Raw genomic sequence first — 15,572 nt, forward strand, 5'->3', positions numbered from 1 at the left:
CGGTCGTTCCCTGATGTGGGCCGGCCGCTCCGAACGGCAGCCTGGAACCTGCCCGACGTCCGACCGCACGTATCACCCGGTCCGTGCCCCGATGATTACCATCCGTCCCGTTCAGGTAGGAGATGACCGGTGACCACTCTCGCCCCGGTGCCCGTCCCGGCCGCGACCTCACGTGCCCCGGGCACGGACGCGCGGCCGCGCCGTGACCTGCCCGCGGGCGGGGTCGCGGTGGCGGACCGGACGCAGACGCCGGTACGTCCGTCCACTCTCGTGCCCGCCCCCTCCACGGCGGTCCCTTCGCAGGCGGCTCCCTCCACGGCGGCTCCCTCGACGGCCGTGCCGGAGCGACGGCCCGGAATCCGGTTCTCCTGGCAGCCGCGGCAGCTCCTGCTGCTGGCCGCGGTGGCGGTGCTGGTCAGCGTGCTCGCCTACGCCAACCGGCACGCGATCGACCTCGGGCTGTGGCGCTCGCAGCTGAACCTCTGGTGGGCGGGCCTCGCGGTGTTCGGCATGGTCGTCACCCTCGCCGGCAACGCCTGGAACCTCATGGGCGCGAGCCCGGTGCGGCTGCGGTTCGGTGCGACGTTCGGTGCGCAGCTGGCCGGCTCGCTGGTCCGGATCGTGTCGCCGGCGGCGGTCGGCTCGGCCGCGGTCAACGTGCAGTACCTCCGCCGCGCCGGCGTCGGCACCTCCGCCTCGGTCGGCACCGTCTCGGTGGCGCAGAGTGTGCAGGTGCTGCTCGCGCTGTGCCTGTTGCCGCCGGTCGCGTACGCCGCCAACGCCGACGTCGAGCTCCTGGGTGGCGACGTTCTGTGGCTCACTCCGTACGTCGTGGGTGGTCTGGTGGTTCTGCTGGCCACCGGGCTCCTGGTCCTCCGGCGGTCTCCTCGGCTCACCCGCCGGGCGCGTGCGCTGGTGAAGGAGCTCACCAGGTCGCTGCGCGCGATGGCGGCGCATCCCCTGCGGGCGCTGGTCAGCCTGACCGGTGCCGTCCTCATTTCCGCCGGCCTGATCACCGCGCTGTGGGCGTCGGTGCACGCGTTCGGCGGTCACCTCGCGATCCTCACCGTCGCCGCCGTACTCCTGCTCGGCACCAGCGCCGGCAACGCCGTGCCGGTGCCGGGCGGCCTCGGCACGGTCGACGCCGCGCTGACCGCCGCGCTCGCCGCGACCGGCGTCGGGCTCGCGGTGGCACTGCCCGCGGTCGCGCTGTTCCGACTCGTCACGCTGTGGATGCTGTTGCCGGCGGGTGCGGTGAGTGTCGGCGTGATGCGCCGGCGCGGCCTGTTGTGACCGACGACACCGCGACCTGACCGGCGTCCCTCGAACGGATGCGGGTGCGGGCGGACTGGTCGGGTAGGAAGGACGGGTACCCGATCAGCAGTCATCGATTCCGAGCACCACATCCAGAGCACGGAATCCGAGCACGGAAGGAGCCCCCATGGCGAAGGTCGCGTTCCTCCTCGCCGACGTCTTCGAGGACTCGGAGTTCCACCAGCCCTACGACGCGGTCCGCGACGCCGGGCACGAGGCGGTCGTGGTGGGCAAGGAATCCGGCAGGCAGGTCACCGGCAAGAAAGGCTCCAAGGTCACCGTCGACAAGGGTTCGGGTGACGTACGCGCCGACGAGTTCGACGCGGTCGTCGTACCCGGCGGGTACTCCCCGGACAAGGTGCGCACCGACGAGGCGTCGGTCGCCCTCACCCGCGGCGTGCACGAGGCCGGCAAGCCGGTCGCGGCGATCTGCCACGCGGGCTGGGTGCTGGCCGAGGCCGACATCGTGCGCGGTCGCACGGTGACGTCGGTCGCCTCCATCCGTACCGACCTGAAGAACGCCGGCGCCACCTGGGTGGACCAGGAGGTCGTCGAGGACGGCAACCTGATCACCTCCCGTACGCCGGACGACCTGCCGGCGTTCTGCGCGGCGCTGCTCAAGCAGCTGCCCTGACCCGACCCGAGCACGTCGAACGCCCCGTCCCGGGCAACCCGGGGCGGGGTCTTCTCGTCCGTACGACATGAACACCGCGCGCTCGGTCTCCCGCCCCGGTCGCCCCGGTCGCCCCGGCATCCCCGGCGCCCTCGCGGTCGGGCTGGTCCTCCTCGTCCTGACCGGCTGCGGCCGCGCGACCGGTACGACGACCACGACGACCACGACGACCACGACGACCACGACGGGGAAGGCCGAGCCGACCGGTCACACGTACCTCTCCACCGCCGTGACCGAGGCGGGCACACCGCGAACGCTCGCGCCCGGGACCCGCGTCCGGCTGGAGTTCACCGAGGACGGCCGGCTGGCCGTCGACGCGGGCTGCTCGTCCATGGGCGGGACGGTCGCGCTGAAGGACGACCGGTTGGCCGTCGGTGAGCTGGCCGGCACCGACATCGGCTGCGACGCGCCCCGGCACGCGCAGGACCACTGGCTGACGAGCTTCCTGGCCGCCGGCCCGTCCTGGCGGGTCAGCGGGCACCGGCTCGTCCTGACCGCCGACCGTCCGCACCAGGGCACCCGGATCGTGCTGCTCGACCGCGAGGTGGCAGAACCCGACCGCCCGCTGCTCGGCACCCGGTGGGACGTGACGACCCTGGTGGACGGCGACACCGCGTCCACGATCGCGCGGTCGACCGACGCCCGGATGGTCTTCTCCGAGAACGAGATGCGGGGGTCGGACGGGTGCAACGGCATGGGCGGCCCGGTGACCCACACGAGCACGCACCTGACGTTCGGAATGATCATCTCCGAGGCGAGGGGATGCCTTGACGACCGGGCGCGCGTCGAGGAACACGTCCTCGCCGTGATTCAGGGCGGGGACCCGGTGGCGTACCACATCGATGGTGACCAGCTCACCATCGACGGACCCGGCGGCAGGGGACTCGTCCTCACCGCGCACCCCACCGGCCGCTGACCGGGGTCCGGTTGTGGCCGCACGACGGGTGGGAGGGCGGCTACCGTCCGAAAGCCCGTAGGGTCGAGGGGTGGCCCCGGATACGTTCGTCGTCGGTTTCGACCTGGACATGACCCTGATCGACTCCCGCCCCGGCATCGCCGCGGTGTGGGACGCGGTGTCCGCCCGCACGGGCGTCGCCGTCGACAGCGCGCTCGCGGTGAGCCGGCTCGGCCCACCGCTGGAGTACGAAGCGGGGCTGTGGTTCCCGCCCGAGCAGGTGCCCGACGTCGTCGCGCTCTACCGCAGCCTCTACGCCGAGACCGCGATCGGCGCGGCGTCGCTGATGCCGGGCGCGGCCGAGGCGATCGCCGCCGTACGCCGGCACGGCGGCCGGGTGCTGGTCGTCACCGCGAAGAACACCGACCACGCGAAGCTGCACGTCGAACACCACGGGCTGGAGGTGGACGAGGTGATCGGCAGCGTGTGGGCGGAGCAGAAGGGCGAGGTGCTGCTGGCACACGGTGCGGCCATCTATGCCGGCGACCACCTGGGTGACGTCCGCGGTGCCCGGGCCGCCGGGGCATTCGCGCTCGGCGTCGCCACCGGCCCGGTGCCCGCGGAGGACCTGCGCGCGGCCGGCGCCGACGTGGTCCTCGCCGACCTGGCCGACTTCCCGTACTGGCTGGACGACCACCTGATCGAGCAGCGGCTGGCGGACCTCGACACCCAGCTCGCGGGCCTGGGCTCGGTGATGGTGGCGTTCTCCGGCGGCGCGGACTCCGCGTTCCTGCTGGCCGCCGCGGTCCGCGCGCTCGGACCGGAGAAGGTCGCCGCCGCGACCGCCGTGTCGCCGTCCCTGCCGGACGCCGAACTCGATCCGGCCAGGGAGTTCGCCCAGTCGCTGGGCGTCGAACACCACACGCCGCACACCGACGAGATGGCCCGCGAGGGCTACCGCGCCAACGCCGGCGACCGTTGCTACTTCTGCAAGGCGGAGCTGGTGGAGGTGCTCGGCCCGCTGGCCGAGCGGCTCGGGTTCACCCACATCGCCACCGGTACCAACGCCGACGACGCGCGGGCCGGCTTCCGTCCAGGTATCCGCGCGGCGGCCGAGCGCGGCGCGGTCACGCCGTTGCGCGACGCCGGCTTCACCAAGGAGCAGGTACGCGAGGCCTCCCGGCGGTGGGGGCTGCCCACCTGGGACAAGCCGGCCGCGGCCTGCCTGTCCAGCCGGATCGCGTACGGCCTGGCGATCACCCCGGCCCGGCTGGCCCGGGTCGAACAGGCCGAGGTCGCCCTGCGGGCGGTCCTGACCGAGTCCGGTACGCCCTACCGCAACCTGCGGGTCCGCGACGTCGGCGACACCGCCCGGATCGAGGTGGACGCCGAGCTCGTCGACCAGGTGGCCGGGATGGACGAGGCGATCGAGGCGGTGCTCGCGGCCGGCTTCGAGGTGGCGGAGGTCGATCCCAAGGGCTTCCGTTCCGGTGCGATGAACGAGCTCCTGCCCGATCCGGTGCGCTACCGCTGATCCGGCCGGGCGCAAGCCGTTACCGGCGAAGCTGATCTAAGTAGTGGAGTGCGGGCTTCGCGCCGTCTAGGCTGGGAGTGGCCCCCGTGCGACGGGGGCCACTGTCATGGACGGGCGCGGGACGGTCCGCGTTCTACGCAACCTTCGGGTTCAGCGCGAGTGAGGTCGATGTGCCGGCTGGCAAGGTGAAGTGGTACGACTCGGAGAAGGGCTTCGGCTTCCTCACCAAGGACGGTGGCGGTGACGTCTACGTCCGGGCGAGCGCCCTGCCCGCGGGAGTCACCGCGCTCAAGGCCGGTCAGCGGGTGGAGTTCGGCATCGTCGAGGGCCGCAAGGGCGACCAGGCGCTGTCGGTGCGGTTGCTGGAAGCCCCGCCGAGCGTGTCCAAGGCGATGCGCAAGACACCGGACGAGATGGTGCTGATCGTGGAGGACCTGATCCGGCTGCTCGACGGCCTGGAGACCACCTACCGCCGCGAGCGTCACCCGGACCCGCGTACGTCCAAGAAGGTGTCCACCGTGCTACGCGCGCTGGCCGACGAGCTGGAGCTCTGACCGGGGCCTCACCCGGTCACCCGAAGGCGCCGTCAGCGGTCCGCCGCGCCGGTCGGCGTCCGCGGCCCCGGTGGCGTCTGCGCCGACTGCGGCGACTGTGCCGTCCGGGTAGTCGTGGACGGCGCAGACGCCGACCCGCGCGGTGTTCGCAGGACGACCACCAGCCCCGCCGCCAGCCCGGCGGCGCACAGCCCGAGCCCGAGCTGGGGGATCAGCGGGAGCACGATCCCGATGCCGCCGCCGACCACCCAGGCCAGCTGGATCAGCGTCTCCGAGCGCGCGAAGACGCTGGTCCGCACGGCTTCGGGCACCTCGTGCTGGATGAGCGCGTCCAGTGACAGCTTGCCCGCCTGCTGCGCGAAACCCGCGGCGAACGCCAGCACCGCGACCGTCACCAGTCCGTAGAACGTCGCGGCCAGGGCGGCCACCACGGCAGTGACGCCGAGGAGTACCGACACCACGAGCTCGGGCCGCCGGGCCCGGGCCAGCGCGCCGAGTGCCGTACCCACCAGGTTGCCGGCACCGGCGGCGCCGACCACCGCGGCCACCTGCACGGTCGCCGACCAGCCGGGCAGCGGCACCTCGCGCAGCAGGAACGCCATGAACATCAACAGGAAGCCCGACAGCACGCGGAACGCGACGTTCGCCCGCAGCGCCATCCCGATGCTGGGGGAGATGCCTCGCAGCCGCCGGCCGATGTCGGCGATCCGGACGTCCTCCTCACCCTCGGCGGAGTCCACCCGGGTGGGCAGCAGAATCGCGGCGACCGTGCCCGCGGCGAAGACCACGAACGCGAACCGCAACGGCCACTGCGAACCGAAGTACGCCAGACCGCCCGCGGCCGCGCCGACGACACCCGCGCCGATGCTGCCGGCGAGGGAGATCCGCGAGTTGGCGGTGACCAGCGCGACGCCGTCCGGCAGCAGCCGTGGCACCGCCGCGGCCCGGGTCACGTTGTGTGCCTTGGACGCGATCAGGCAGCCGAACACCAGCGGGTACAGCCACAGCGCGCCGGTGGCGACGCCGCCGGCCATCACCCAGCAGAAGAACGCCCGGACCGCCATCGTCGAGCCGATCGCCCATCGGCGGCCGCGGCGGAAGCGGTCCAGGAACGGCCCGATCAGCGGGGCGACCACGACGAACGGCGCCATCGTGATGAGCAGGTAGAGCGCCACCCGGCCGCGGGCCTCGCCGGACGGCACGGCGAAGAAGAGCGTGCCGGCGAGCCCGATGGCCATCGCCGCGTCGCCGCCGGCGTGGAACGCGTTCAGCTCGATCAGCTTGGCCAGCCCGGACTCGCCCATGCCCTGGGCATGAGTCGCCCGGCGTACCCGGCGGACGCCCGCGCCACCCGCCCGTCGCGCTCCCCGGCCGGCCCGGGCGCCCGCCGCGCCGACCACGCCGGCGGTGCGGGTGAGCCCGTCCCGCGCGGCGCGGGCACGCGACCTGCGGGGCGGGGAGTTCGGGTCGTTCCGCGGCGGGGCGGACCCGTTCGGCGTGGACCCGTTGGGTGTCGGTCCGCTCGGTGTGGACCCGTTCGGCGTGGATCCGTTCTCGCCCGCCGGCTGCTCGTCGAGTGGGCGGGTGCGGTCGGCGCCGGGGGAGTCCGGGGCCGCCCGCTGCCCGGCGCGGCGGCCCGGCGGTCCGAGCGGCCGGCCCGGCGGGCGATCACGTGGTTCCACCGTCACATCCTCTCCCGGTCGTCTCACCGGCGTCTCGTGCTCCCCCGCGACGACCGGACCGGAGACGGACCCAGGGAGGGCCATTCCGGGCGGGGACGCGGCACCCGGTGAGGACCAAGCGGGCGCGTGCGAGAATCGCTGTCGTGAGTACCACCACCCGACGGCTTTCCCGGACCGTGCGGATCGACGCCGTGTGCGCGGGGGCCGTGGAGCTGGCGCGCGCCGCCGCCCGCGAGGTCGCGGCCGAGGGCGAGGTCGGCGCCTACCTCGGCTGCGAGACCGAGGGCGAGCGAGTCGTCACCCACTACTTCGCCGCCGATCATCGCGGCTACCTCGGCTGGCGCTGGGCGGTCAGCGTGGCCCGCGCCGCCCGGGCCAAGGCCGCGACCGTGGACGAGGTCGTACTCCTCCCCGGTCCGGAAGCGATCACCTCGCCCGCCTGGGTGCCGTGGTCGCAGCGGGTGCAGGCGGGCGACCTGGGCCCCGGCGACATCCTGCCGACGGCGGCGGACGACTTCCGTCTGGTGCCCGGCTACCTCGGCCCCGACGACACCGGGTCCGCCGACTCCCTCCGCGTCCTCAACCAGGAAGTCGGCCTCGGCCGGGTCCGGGTGCTGTCGGTGGAAGGCCGCGACGACGCCGCCGAACGCTGGTACACCGGACCGAACGGCCCGGAGGACCCGGTCGCGCAGGCCGCCCCGGCCGCCTGCTCCACCTGCGCCTTCCTGGTCCCGCTGGCCGGACCGCTGGGCACGGTGTTCGGGGTGTGCAGCAACGAGTTCTCGCCGAGCGACGCCCAGGTGGTGGCGTTCGACCATGGCTGCGGTGCGCACTCCGAGATCCAGGCGCCCACCCCCGCCTCGGCCGAGCCGACCGGGTTGCCCTCGCACGTGCTCGACACCCTGGGCTACGACGACCTGGAGTACCAACCCCGGAAGTCCCGCCGATCCGGTCGCTGAGCCGGCCCGGTCGCTGAGCCGGGCCCGTGTCCGGGGCCTGCTCGGTCCGGCCGGCGCCTGCTCTGCTTGCTTCTGCCTACTCGCCCTGCCGGGACCGCGCCTGCGAGTCCTGCCGCATCCGGTCGCGGCGCCAGCGGCAGTACGCCAGCCCGACCAGGCCCAGCACGATCCCGGTCACGCACGTCCACAGCCACCATTCCATGCCGGCCGCGCGCAGCCGGGACGCGAACGGCAGCAGGCCCAGCAGGGCGGCCGCCCAGACCAGAATGCCGACCAGGACGGTGCGTACGCCGTCGACGTCGAGCGGGTGCACCTCGCTGGCGAGAAGCCGCCCGCCGGCCGGCCGACCGGACTCGTCCGTGGCCGCGGCATCCGGGGTAGGTTCGTCCGGGTTCACACGCCGAGCGTAACCCGGGCGTCTCATACGTAGGACATCATTCGCGGTTGGTGGCACCTCCGCGTCGGGCCGAGGGTCGGCGTCTGGCATGCTGCCGCCGGATTCTCAGGGGCGCGCGCGCCCTGCTCGTGGGGCGCGGGCCGCCCTCCATGGCTAGAAAGGTTCCTTCGATGGCCGGTGCGGCAACCGACACGGTAACCACCGAAAAGGGCGACAGCAGTCCCAACGGTGGACTCGACCGTTTCTTCCGGATCAGCGAGCGCGGCTCGACGGTCGGCCGGGAGGTCCGCGGCGGGCTGGTGACGTTCTTCGCGATGGCCTACATCGTCGCGCTGAACCCGCTGATCATCGGCACCGTCAAGGACGCGAGCGGGCATTTCCTCGGTGGCGGCACCTCGCCGAACATCGCGATGGTCGCCGCGGCCACCGCGCTGGTCGCGGGCGTCGTCACGATCCTGATGGGCCTGGTCGCCAACTATCCGCTGGCGCTGGCGACCGGGCTCGGCCTGAACGCCTTCCTCGCGTTCGGCATCGCGTCCTCGATGACCTGGGCGGACGCGATGGGGCTCATCGTGCTCGAGGGCCTGGTCATCCTGGTGCTGGTGCTCACCGGCTTCCGCAAGGCGGTGTTCCACGCCGTGCCCCGCGAGCTCAAGACCGCGATCAGTGTCGGCATCGGGCTCTTCATCGCGCTGATCGGCTTCGTCGACGCGGGTCTGGTCCGGCGTACCGCCGCACCGCCGGTGCCGGTGCAGTTCGGCGTCGACGGGTCCCTCGGCGGCTGGCCCGTCCTGGTGTTCGTGGTGGGCCTGCTGGCAATCACGATCATGGTGGTACGCAAGGTGCGCGGTGCCATCCTGTACGGCATCCTCGGCGCCACCGTGCTGGCCATCGTGATCGAGGCGATCACCAAGGTCGGCGCCGCCGGGCCCGGTTACGCCACCAACCCGCGGGGCTGGGGCCTGAACGTCCCGCGGCTGCCCGACCACTGGATCCAGGTGCCCGACTTCGGTCTGCTCGGCCACTTCAGCCTGCTCGGCTCGTTCGAGCGGGTCGGCGTCGTGGCCGCGGTCCTGCTCATCTTCACCCTGATGGTCGCCGACTTCTTCGACACGATGGGGACGATGACCGCGATCGGCTCCGAGGCCGGGCTGCTGGACGAGGACGGCGTACCGCCGAACTCCCAGCGGATCCTGGTGGTCGACTCGGTGGCCGCGGCCGCCGGTGGTGCGGCGTCGGTGTCGTCGGCCACGTCCTACATCGAGTCCGCCGCGGGCGTCGGCGAGGGTGCGCGCACCGGGCTGGCCAGCGTCGTCACCGGCGTGTGCTTCCTGCTCGCCACGGCCTTCGCGCCGATCGTGGAGATCATTCCCTACGAGGCGGCCACGCCGGCCCTGGTCGTGGTCGGGTTCTTGATGATGACCCAGGTCACCGAGATCTCCTGGGACAAGTACGACATCGCGATCCCGGCGTTCCTCACCATCGTGCTGATGCCGTTCACGTACTCCATCAGCGTCGGCATCGGCGCGGGTTTCGTGTCCTACGTCGTGCTGCGTGCCGCCCGTGGCAAGGCGCGTGAGATCCACCCGCTGCTGTGGGTGGTCGCGCTGCTGTTCGTCGTGTACTTCGCGATCGACCCGATCAAGCAGGCCCTCGGCGTCTCCTGAGGCCCTGCGCCGGGTCCCGGGCTTGCCGGCCGGGGCCCTTGCGGGACCTTCGGGGTCCGGTCCGGCACGAGCCGGGAGGTTACGGGACACTGTGCCCATGCCGGGTTATGTGGAAGGTCTGTTCTCGCTGCACGGCCGGGTGGCGTTGGTCACCGGTGGAAGCTCGGGGATCGGGGCGGCGATCGCGACTGCCCTGGCCCGGGCCGGCGCCGACGTGGTGGTGGTCGCCCGGCGGGAGCCCCCGCTGCTGGAGACGGTGGCGGCCCTGCGCCGGGCCGGTTGCCAGGCCGCGCACGTGCAGGCTGACCTCGGGATCCGCGCGGAGGTGTTCCGGGCGGCCGAGGAGGCGGTGGCGGTGTTCGGTGAGCCCGACATCGTGGTGCACGCAGCCGGGGTCAACCGCCGCCCGCCCCTGGCCGAGCTCACCCCCGCCGACTGGGACCAGACCCTGGCGGTCAACCTCGACGCCGCGTTCCTGCTCGGCCAGCGGTTCGGCCCGGCGATGGCCGCCCGTGGCTGGGGCCGGATCATCAACGTCGGTTCGCAGCAGTCCATCCGGGCGTTCGGCAACAGCGGTGCGTACGGCGTGTCCAAGGCCGGCGTGCTCGCCCTCACCCGTTCCCAGGCGGAGGCCTGGTCGGCACGGGGCGTGCGGTGCAACGCGATCGTTCCGGGCTTCGTCCGCACCCCGCTCACCGAGGCGGTGATGAGCGACCCCGACCGCGAGCACGCGCTGGCCGCCCGGACGATGATCGGCCGTAACGGGCTGCCGGAGGACTTCGCGGGCGTGGCGGTGCTGCTGGCCGGGGACGCCGCGGACTACATCACCGGGCAGGCGATCTTCGTCGACGGCGGCTTCTCCGTCACCTGAGGATCGCCGGCCTGAGTGACCGCTCCCGCCCCATCCTGATCCCCGTTCGCGGTCCCTCTCGGCGTCGGGACCGGGGCGCCCGGAAGGCGCGGGATGCGCGGTCTGGACGGTTGCGGGAAACCTCCGCGGTGCTCGGAAACTCCCCTGTCCACAGTGTGGGAACGCAACCACATCCACGGCGGGATAGCGCTTGCCGAAACCGGAAACCCTTACCTGCATGCTGGGAACGTGCGGGGGGAATGCTCGGCGTCGGGTGGTCGTTAGCAAAGGTAATGAGGTACGCTAACTTTCATGCCGTCATCAACCTTGCCCGTGAAGTCTGACGCGGGCCTCGCAAGCGTGTTGCGTATATCGGTGATGCGGATGTCCCGTCGGCTGCGAAACCAGCGCGCCGCCGACCACCAGCTCACAGCGAACCAGCTCGGCGTGATGGCCACTGTCAACCGTCACGGGGCGTTGACGATCGGTGAGATCGCCGCCCTGGAAAAGGTGCGGCCCCCGTCGACCACTCGCACGGTGAGCTCGCTGGAGGCCCTCGGTCTCGCGGTGCGTGAGGCGCACCCCACCGACGGGCGCCAGGTGGTGGTCCGGCTGGCCGACGAAGGACGCCGCATCCTCGCCGAGGACCGGAAGCGACGCGACGCGTGGCTGGCCCGGCGCCTTCGTGAACTCTCCCCCGACGAGAAAGAGATCCTGCGCCAGGCGGCGCCGATCCTGGAAAGGCTGGCCGCAGCGTGATCGAGACGTTCCGATCCCTCCGGAACCGCAACTACCGTCTCTACGCCACCGGCTCGGCAGTATCCAACACCGGCACCTGGCTGCAGCGGGTCGCCCAGGACTGGCTCGTCCTCGAGCTCACCCACAACAGCGGCACCGCCCTCGGCATCACCACCGGCCTGCAGTTCCTCCCGTTCCTGCTGGTCGCGCCGTTCGGCGGGCTGATCGCCGATCGCTTCTCCAAGCGCAAGGTGCTGCAGTGCACCCAGGTGGCGATGGGCGTCACCGCCGCCGCGCTGGCCCTGCTCGACCTCACCGGTGTCGTCGCCGTGTGGCACGTCTACCTCATCGCCTTCCTGTTCGGCGTCGCCAGCGCGATCGACAATCCCGCGCGGCAGTCGTTCGTCGTGGAGATGGTCGGCAAGGAGGACCTGCCCAACGCGGTCGGGCTGAACTCCGCGTCGTTCAACGGCGCCCGGGTCATCGGGCCCGCGCTGGCCGGGTTCCTCATCGTCTGGGTCGGCACCGGCTGGGTGATCCTGATCAACGCGATCACCTACGCCGCGACCATCGTCGCCCTGGCCCGGATGCGGTCCTCGGAGCTCCACACGGCCGCACCCGTCCCGCGCAAGCCCGGGATGCTCCGCGACGGCGTTCGCTACGTGCGCGGCCGGCCGGACCTGATGCTCGTGTTGTGGGTCGTCTTCTTCGTCGGCTGCTTCGGCCTGAACTTCCAGATGACCAGCGCCCTGATGGCCACCGAGGTGTTCGGCAAGGGTGCCGGAGAGTACGGCGTTCTCGGCTCGATCGTCGCGGTCGGTGCCGTGATCGGCGCCCTGCGCGCCGCCCGCACGGGCAAGCCGCGGCTGCGGATCGTGCTCGTCGCCGCGGTGATCTTCGGGATCCTGGAGGCGCTGAACGGCCTGGCGCCGACCTACCTCACCTTCGCCCTCATGCTGCCGTTCCTCGGGTTCGCGCAGCTCACGATGATCACCGCCGCGAACGCGATGATGCAGTTGTCGGTCACTCCGGAGATGCGCGGGCGGGTGATCTCGCTGTACAGCATGGTGTTCATCGGCAGCACCCCGTTCGGCGCGCCTATCGTGGGCTGGGTCGGCCAGTCCTTCGGCGCCCGGTGGACCCTCATCGGCGGCGGCCTGATCAGCCTGTTCGGCACGCTCGGCGCCGCGCTGATCCTGACCCACCGGCAGGGACTCGTGATGCGGGCGCACCTGCGGCCGCGGCCGCACCTGCACATGTGGTGGACCCAGGACCGGCCGGCGGCGACCGGTGCCGGGCTGCCGACCGATGCCGCCGGGCCGGAGGGGGCCGCCGAGGAAGAGGTGGTCACCCAGGAACGCCCGATCGACGCCGAACCAGCGCAGACCGAACCGGCGCAGACCGCACCGGTCGGGAATGAGCCGGTCAGGGGTGAACCGGTCGGCGTACGCACCGGGTCGAGCGCGCCGGACGGGCCGGAGCGGTTGGACGGCAGGGCTGACCGGGACGACCCGCGACACGACGGCGGTACGCCGGACGGCGGCCGGGAGGCGTACCACGACGGCGTGCGCCGGTACGGACACGCCTCGGGTGAGGACCGGCGACCCACTCCGGTGGCGCCGGTCGCGCCGGCCCGGTCGGCGGTGCGCCGTACATCCGCGCCGGCCGGTGAGAGAGTGCCGGCATGGAGTTCGGTCGCCACCACCCGCTGCTCGGGCCCGATCCCGCCGGCTGTGCGGCCGGGGCGGACGCGGGTCCCGGCGCGCCAGGCCCGGCGCGGCGAGGCCGGCCGATCCGCGGCCCGGTAGTCCGCGCGGTGCGCTGATGCGGTTGTTCGTCGCGGTGGTCCCGCCGCCCGCGGTGCTGGACGACCTGGCCGACGAGCTCGCCCGGCTGCGTGAGCGGTTCGCGCCGGACGGGCCGGACGACAACTACCGCTGGTCGCTGCGGGCACAGTGGCACCTCACCCTGGCCTTCCTGGGTGAGGTGCCCGACTCCGCGCGCACCGACCTTCACCGCCGCCTGGGCCGGGCCGCCGGACGGTACCCGCCGCTGCGGCTTCGGGTCGCCGGTGGCGGGGGCTTCGGCTCGGTCCGGCGGGCCAGGGTGCTGTGGGCCGGGATCGACAGCGTCGACGGTGACCCGCGCACGTTGCGGGCGCTGGCGGGTTCGGTCTCGGCCGCCGCCCGCCGCTGCGGGCTGGACGTACGCGAAGGGCGGTTCAAGCCGCACCTGACCCTCGCCCGGTTGCGCGAGCCGGCCGACGTGGGGCAGGTGACGGCCGCGCTGGCCGACTACGCGGGCCCGGAGTGGGTCGCCGACCGGCTCGAACTCGTGGCCTCCCACCTCGGTCAGGGCGAAGGCCGGCACTCGCGGTACGAGACCGTCGAGGACTGGCCGCTCACCGGCCGGGCCGACCCCACGAGCGCGGAGAGGTAGCCTCCCAGACGTGCATCCTCGGTACCGGCGCCTGGTGATCCCCGGCGTACTCCTGCTCCTCGTGGCGATCGTCGTCGTGACGGCGGTCAGCCGGGGCTGAGCGGCGCCGTCGCAGGCAGCCCCGGTCCTTACGGAATTCGAACTCTTCCGCCCGCGGTCCACCCCGCGCTGGCCAGGCGGCGCGGGTGGGGTGAGGATTCGAGGATGGGAACGACGAACTCCGGGCCTGATGCCGGCCGCGGTTCCGGGCCCGGGTCTGCTTCTGGGTCTGGATCTGGGCGCGGGTCCGTTCGCGTGTGGGCGGCAGGCGCCGGTGTGGTGGCGGCCGGTGCGGGGCTCGCCCTCGCCCAGCTCGCGGCCGGCCTGATCGCCGAGCCGCGGTCCGCGCCCGTGGTGGCGGTGGGTGCGGCGTTCATCGACGTCATCCCCGCGTCCGTACGGGAGTTCGGCATCCGGACGCTCGGGACCGCCGACAAGCCCGTGCTCGTCACCGGCATCGTGGTGCTCGTCGTCGCACTCGGCGCACTGGCCGGCCTGGCCGGCGGTTGGCGACGCCCGCTGGGCTGGGTGGTGTTCGGCGTGCTCGGTCTGGTCGGCGTGCTGGCCGCGGCCAGTCGCCCGGACGCGGGAACGGCCGCGGTGGTCCCGTCGGTGCTCGCCGCGCTCGCGGCCGGCGGCATCCTCGCCTGGGGACTGGGTGCGGTCGAACGAACCCCGGGCCGGGCCGTTTCCGGAAGGACCGCGCCGGCGCGGCCGACCGGGCAGCCGACTGGGCAGGGGCGGCGGGACCTGTTGCTGCGGGGCGGGCTGGTGGTCGCCGGGTCGCTGGCCGCGGCTGGTGCGGGCTCACTGTTGCTGCGCCGGCGGGGAGCGGTGGCCGACGCGCGGGCCTCGTTCCCGGTGCCGCGGCCACCCACCACGTCCGTGCCCGCCGGAGCCGACCTGCGCATCCGCGACCTGACTCCGTGGCGTACCGCGAACGACGTCTTCTACCGCATCGACACCGCACTCTCGGTTCCCGTGGTCGACCCTGCGACCTGGCGGCTGCGCATCCACGGGATGGTCGACCGCCCGCTGACCCTCACCATCGCGGACCTGCGCAGACGCCGGATCGTGCACCGCTGGGTGACGCTGACCTGCGTGAGCAACGAGGTCGGCGGCGACCTGGTTGGCAACGCCCTGTGGACCGGCGTACTCCTGGACGACCTCCTGAAGGAGGCCGGCGTCAGGCCCGGCGCGGACGCGGTGAAGTCGACGTCGGCGGACGGCTGGACGTGCGGCACGCCGTTGTCGGCGCTCACCGACGGTCGCGCGTCGATGCTGGCGTTCGGGATGAACGGCGCGCCGCTGCCGCTGGAGCACGGCTTCCCGGTGCGGATGGTGGTGCCCGGCCTGTACGGCTACGTCTCGGCGACCAAGTGGGTGGTCGACATCGAGGTGACGAGGTTCGACAGGTTCCAGGCGTACTGGACGACCCGCGGCTGGTCGGCGCAGGGACCGATCAAGACCGCGTCCCGGATCGACGTACCCGCGAGCGGTGTGAGCGTGCCGGCGGGCACGGTGACCGTCGCCGGGGTGGCCTGGGCCCAGCACCGCGGCGTGTCCCGGGTCGAGGTCCGGGCCGGTGACGGAGCGTGGCAGGTCGCGCGGCTGGCCGGGCAGCCGACGAAGGACTCCTGGCGACAGTGGACCTGGACCTGGCAGGCGCCGAAGGGTACGCACCGGCTGCAGGTGCGGGCGTTCGACGGCACCGGGCAGGTGCAGGCCGCGGCCGTCGCCCCACCCGCGCCGAACGGCGCCAGCGGCTACCACACGATCGAGGTCGCGGTCGGCTGAGCGGCCTGTGCGCGGCTGGGCACACTGAGCGGGG

General features: G+C 73.0%; 14 protein-coding genes. 12 read left to right on the forward strand and 2 right to left on the reverse strand.

Annotated elements, in window-relative coordinates:
• The first annotated feature begins 129 nt into the window (after window positions 1-129).
• The 5 genes from FHR37_RS00520 (at window position 130) to FHR37_RS32830 (ending at window position 4,970) form a co-directional block, all read left to right on the forward strand.
• Window positions 130-1,293: a lysylphosphatidylglycerol synthase transmembrane domain-containing protein gene (locus FHR37_RS00520; RefSeq protein ID WP_092889417.1), complete on the forward strand. Its 1,164-nt coding sequence runs from the start codon at window positions 130-132 to the stop codon at window positions 1,291-1,293.
• A gap of 148 nt (window positions 1,294-1,441) precedes the next feature.
• A complete protein-coding gene (locus FHR37_RS00525; RefSeq protein ID WP_092889420.1) occupies window positions 1,442-1,948 on the forward strand; it encodes a type 1 glutamine amidotransferase domain-containing protein in 507 nt (168 codons plus the stop codon).
• Window positions 1,949-2,015: 67 nt separating this feature from the next.
• Complete coding sequence (locus FHR37_RS00530) at window positions 2,016-2,903, forward strand: META domain-containing protein (protein ID WP_092889423.1); 888 nt, start codon at window positions 2,016-2,018, stop codon at window positions 2,901-2,903.
• Window positions 2,904-2,973: 70 nt separating this feature from the next.
• Window positions 2,974-4,416 carry an ATP-dependent sacrificial sulfur transferase LarE gene (larE, locus tag FHR37_RS00535; protein WP_237769102.1) on the forward strand — a complete coding sequence of 481 codons (1,443 nt, stop codon included), beginning with the start codon at window positions 2,974-2,976 and terminating at the stop codon, window positions 4,414-4,416.
• A gap of 170 nt (window positions 4,417-4,586) precedes the next feature.
• Entirely contained in the window at window positions 4,587-4,970 is a 384-nt protein-coding gene (locus FHR37_RS32830) for a cold-shock protein (RefSeq protein ID WP_092889426.1), read from the forward strand.
• 32 nt (window positions 4,971-5,002) lie between these two features.
• On the opposite strand, the gene FHR37_RS00545 is transcribed toward FHR37_RS32830, so the two are convergent.
• Window positions 5,003-6,652: an MFS transporter gene (locus FHR37_RS00545; RefSeq protein WP_237769103.1), complete on the reverse strand. Its 1,650-nt coding sequence runs from the start codon at window positions 6,650-6,652 to the stop codon at window positions 5,003-5,005.
• Window positions 6,653-6,795: 143 nt separating this feature from the next.
• On the opposite strand from FHR37_RS00545, the gene FHR37_RS00550 reads away from it, so the two are divergent.
• Window positions 6,796-7,611 carry a DUF3027 domain-containing protein gene (locus FHR37_RS00550; RefSeq protein ID WP_237769104.1) on the forward strand — a complete coding sequence of 272 codons (816 nt, stop codon included), beginning with the start codon at window positions 6,796-6,798 and terminating at the stop codon, window positions 7,609-7,611.
• Between the two features lie 76 nt (window positions 7,612-7,687).
• On the opposite strand, the gene FHR37_RS00555 is transcribed toward FHR37_RS00550, so the two are convergent.
• Window positions 7,688-8,008, reverse strand: coding sequence for a DUF2530 domain-containing protein (locus FHR37_RS00555; protein WP_237769105.1), 321 nt, complete (start codon window positions 8,006-8,008; stop codon window positions 7,688-7,690).
• A gap of 170 nt (window positions 8,009-8,178) precedes the next feature.
• On the opposite strand from FHR37_RS00555, the gene FHR37_RS00560 reads away from it, so the two are divergent.
• From FHR37_RS00560 to FHR37_RS00585, 6 genes are all read left to right on the forward strand, one after another.
• Entirely contained in the window at window positions 8,179-9,675 is a 1,497-nt protein-coding gene (locus tag FHR37_RS00560; protein WP_092889432.1) for an NCS2 family permease, read from the forward strand.
• Window positions 9,676-9,772: 97 nt separating this feature from the next.
• Window positions 9,773-10,546, forward strand: coding sequence for an SDR family NAD(P)-dependent oxidoreductase (locus FHR37_RS00565; RefSeq protein WP_092889435.1), 774 nt, complete (start codon window positions 9,773-9,775; stop codon window positions 10,544-10,546).
• 363 nt (window positions 10,547-10,909) lie between these two features.
• The gene (locus tag FHR37_RS00570; RefSeq protein WP_238344775.1) at window positions 10,910-11,284 is read left to right on the forward strand and encodes a MarR family winged helix-turn-helix transcriptional regulator; all 375 of its coding nucleotides are present in this window, start codon (window positions 10,910-10,912) and stop codon (window positions 11,282-11,284) included.
• A complete protein-coding gene (locus FHR37_RS00575) occupies window positions 11,281-13,071 on the forward strand; it encodes an MFS transporter (protein ID WP_092889441.1) in 1,791 nt (596 codons plus the stop codon). The genes FHR37_RS00570 and FHR37_RS00575 overlap by 4 nt, the downstream gene beginning before the upstream one ends.
• A 16-nt stretch (window positions 13,072-13,087) precedes the next feature.
• Window positions 13,088-13,702, forward strand: a complete 615-nt coding sequence (gene thpR / locus FHR37_RS00580; protein ID WP_092889444.1) for an RNA 2',3'-cyclic phosphodiesterase — start codon at window positions 13,088-13,090, stop codon at window positions 13,700-13,702.
• 294 nt (window positions 13,703-13,996) lie between these two features.
• A complete protein-coding gene (locus FHR37_RS00585) occupies window positions 13,997-15,538 on the forward strand; it encodes a molybdopterin-dependent oxidoreductase (RefSeq protein ID WP_237769107.1) in 1,542 nt (513 codons plus the stop codon).
• Window positions 15,539-15,572 lie beyond the last annotated feature (34 nt).

The sequence above is a fragment of the Actinopolymorpha cephalotaxi genome (assembly GCF_013408535.1).
Taxonomy (GTDB): Bacteria; Actinomycetota; Actinomycetes; order Propionibacteriales; family Actinopolymorphaceae; genus Actinopolymorpha; species Actinopolymorpha cephalotaxi.

Coding starts and splice junctions, on each gene's coding strand:
- FHR37_RS00525 (WP_092889420.1), top strand. CDS start 1,442: ATGGCGAAGGTCGCGTTCCTCCTCGCCGACGTCTTCGAGGACTCGGAG.
- FHR37_RS00530 (WP_092889423.1), top strand. CDS start 2,016: ATGAACACCGCGCGCTCGGTCTCCCGCCCCGGTCGCCCCGGTCGCCCC.
- FHR37_RS00560 (WP_092889432.1), top strand. CDS start 8,179: ATGGCCGGTGCGGCAACCGACACGGTAACCACCGAAAAGGGCGACAGC.
- FHR37_RS00565 (WP_092889435.1), top strand. CDS start 9,773: ATGCCGGGTTATGTGGAAGGTCTGTTCTCGCTGCACGGCCGGGTGGCG.
- FHR37_RS00570 (WP_238344775.1), top strand. CDS start 10,910: ATGTCCCGTCGGCTGCGAAACCAGCGCGCCGCCGACCACCAGCTCACA.
- thpR (WP_092889444.1), top strand. CDS start 13,088: ATGCGGTTGTTCGTCGCGGTGGTCCCGCCGCCCGCGGTGCTGGACGAC.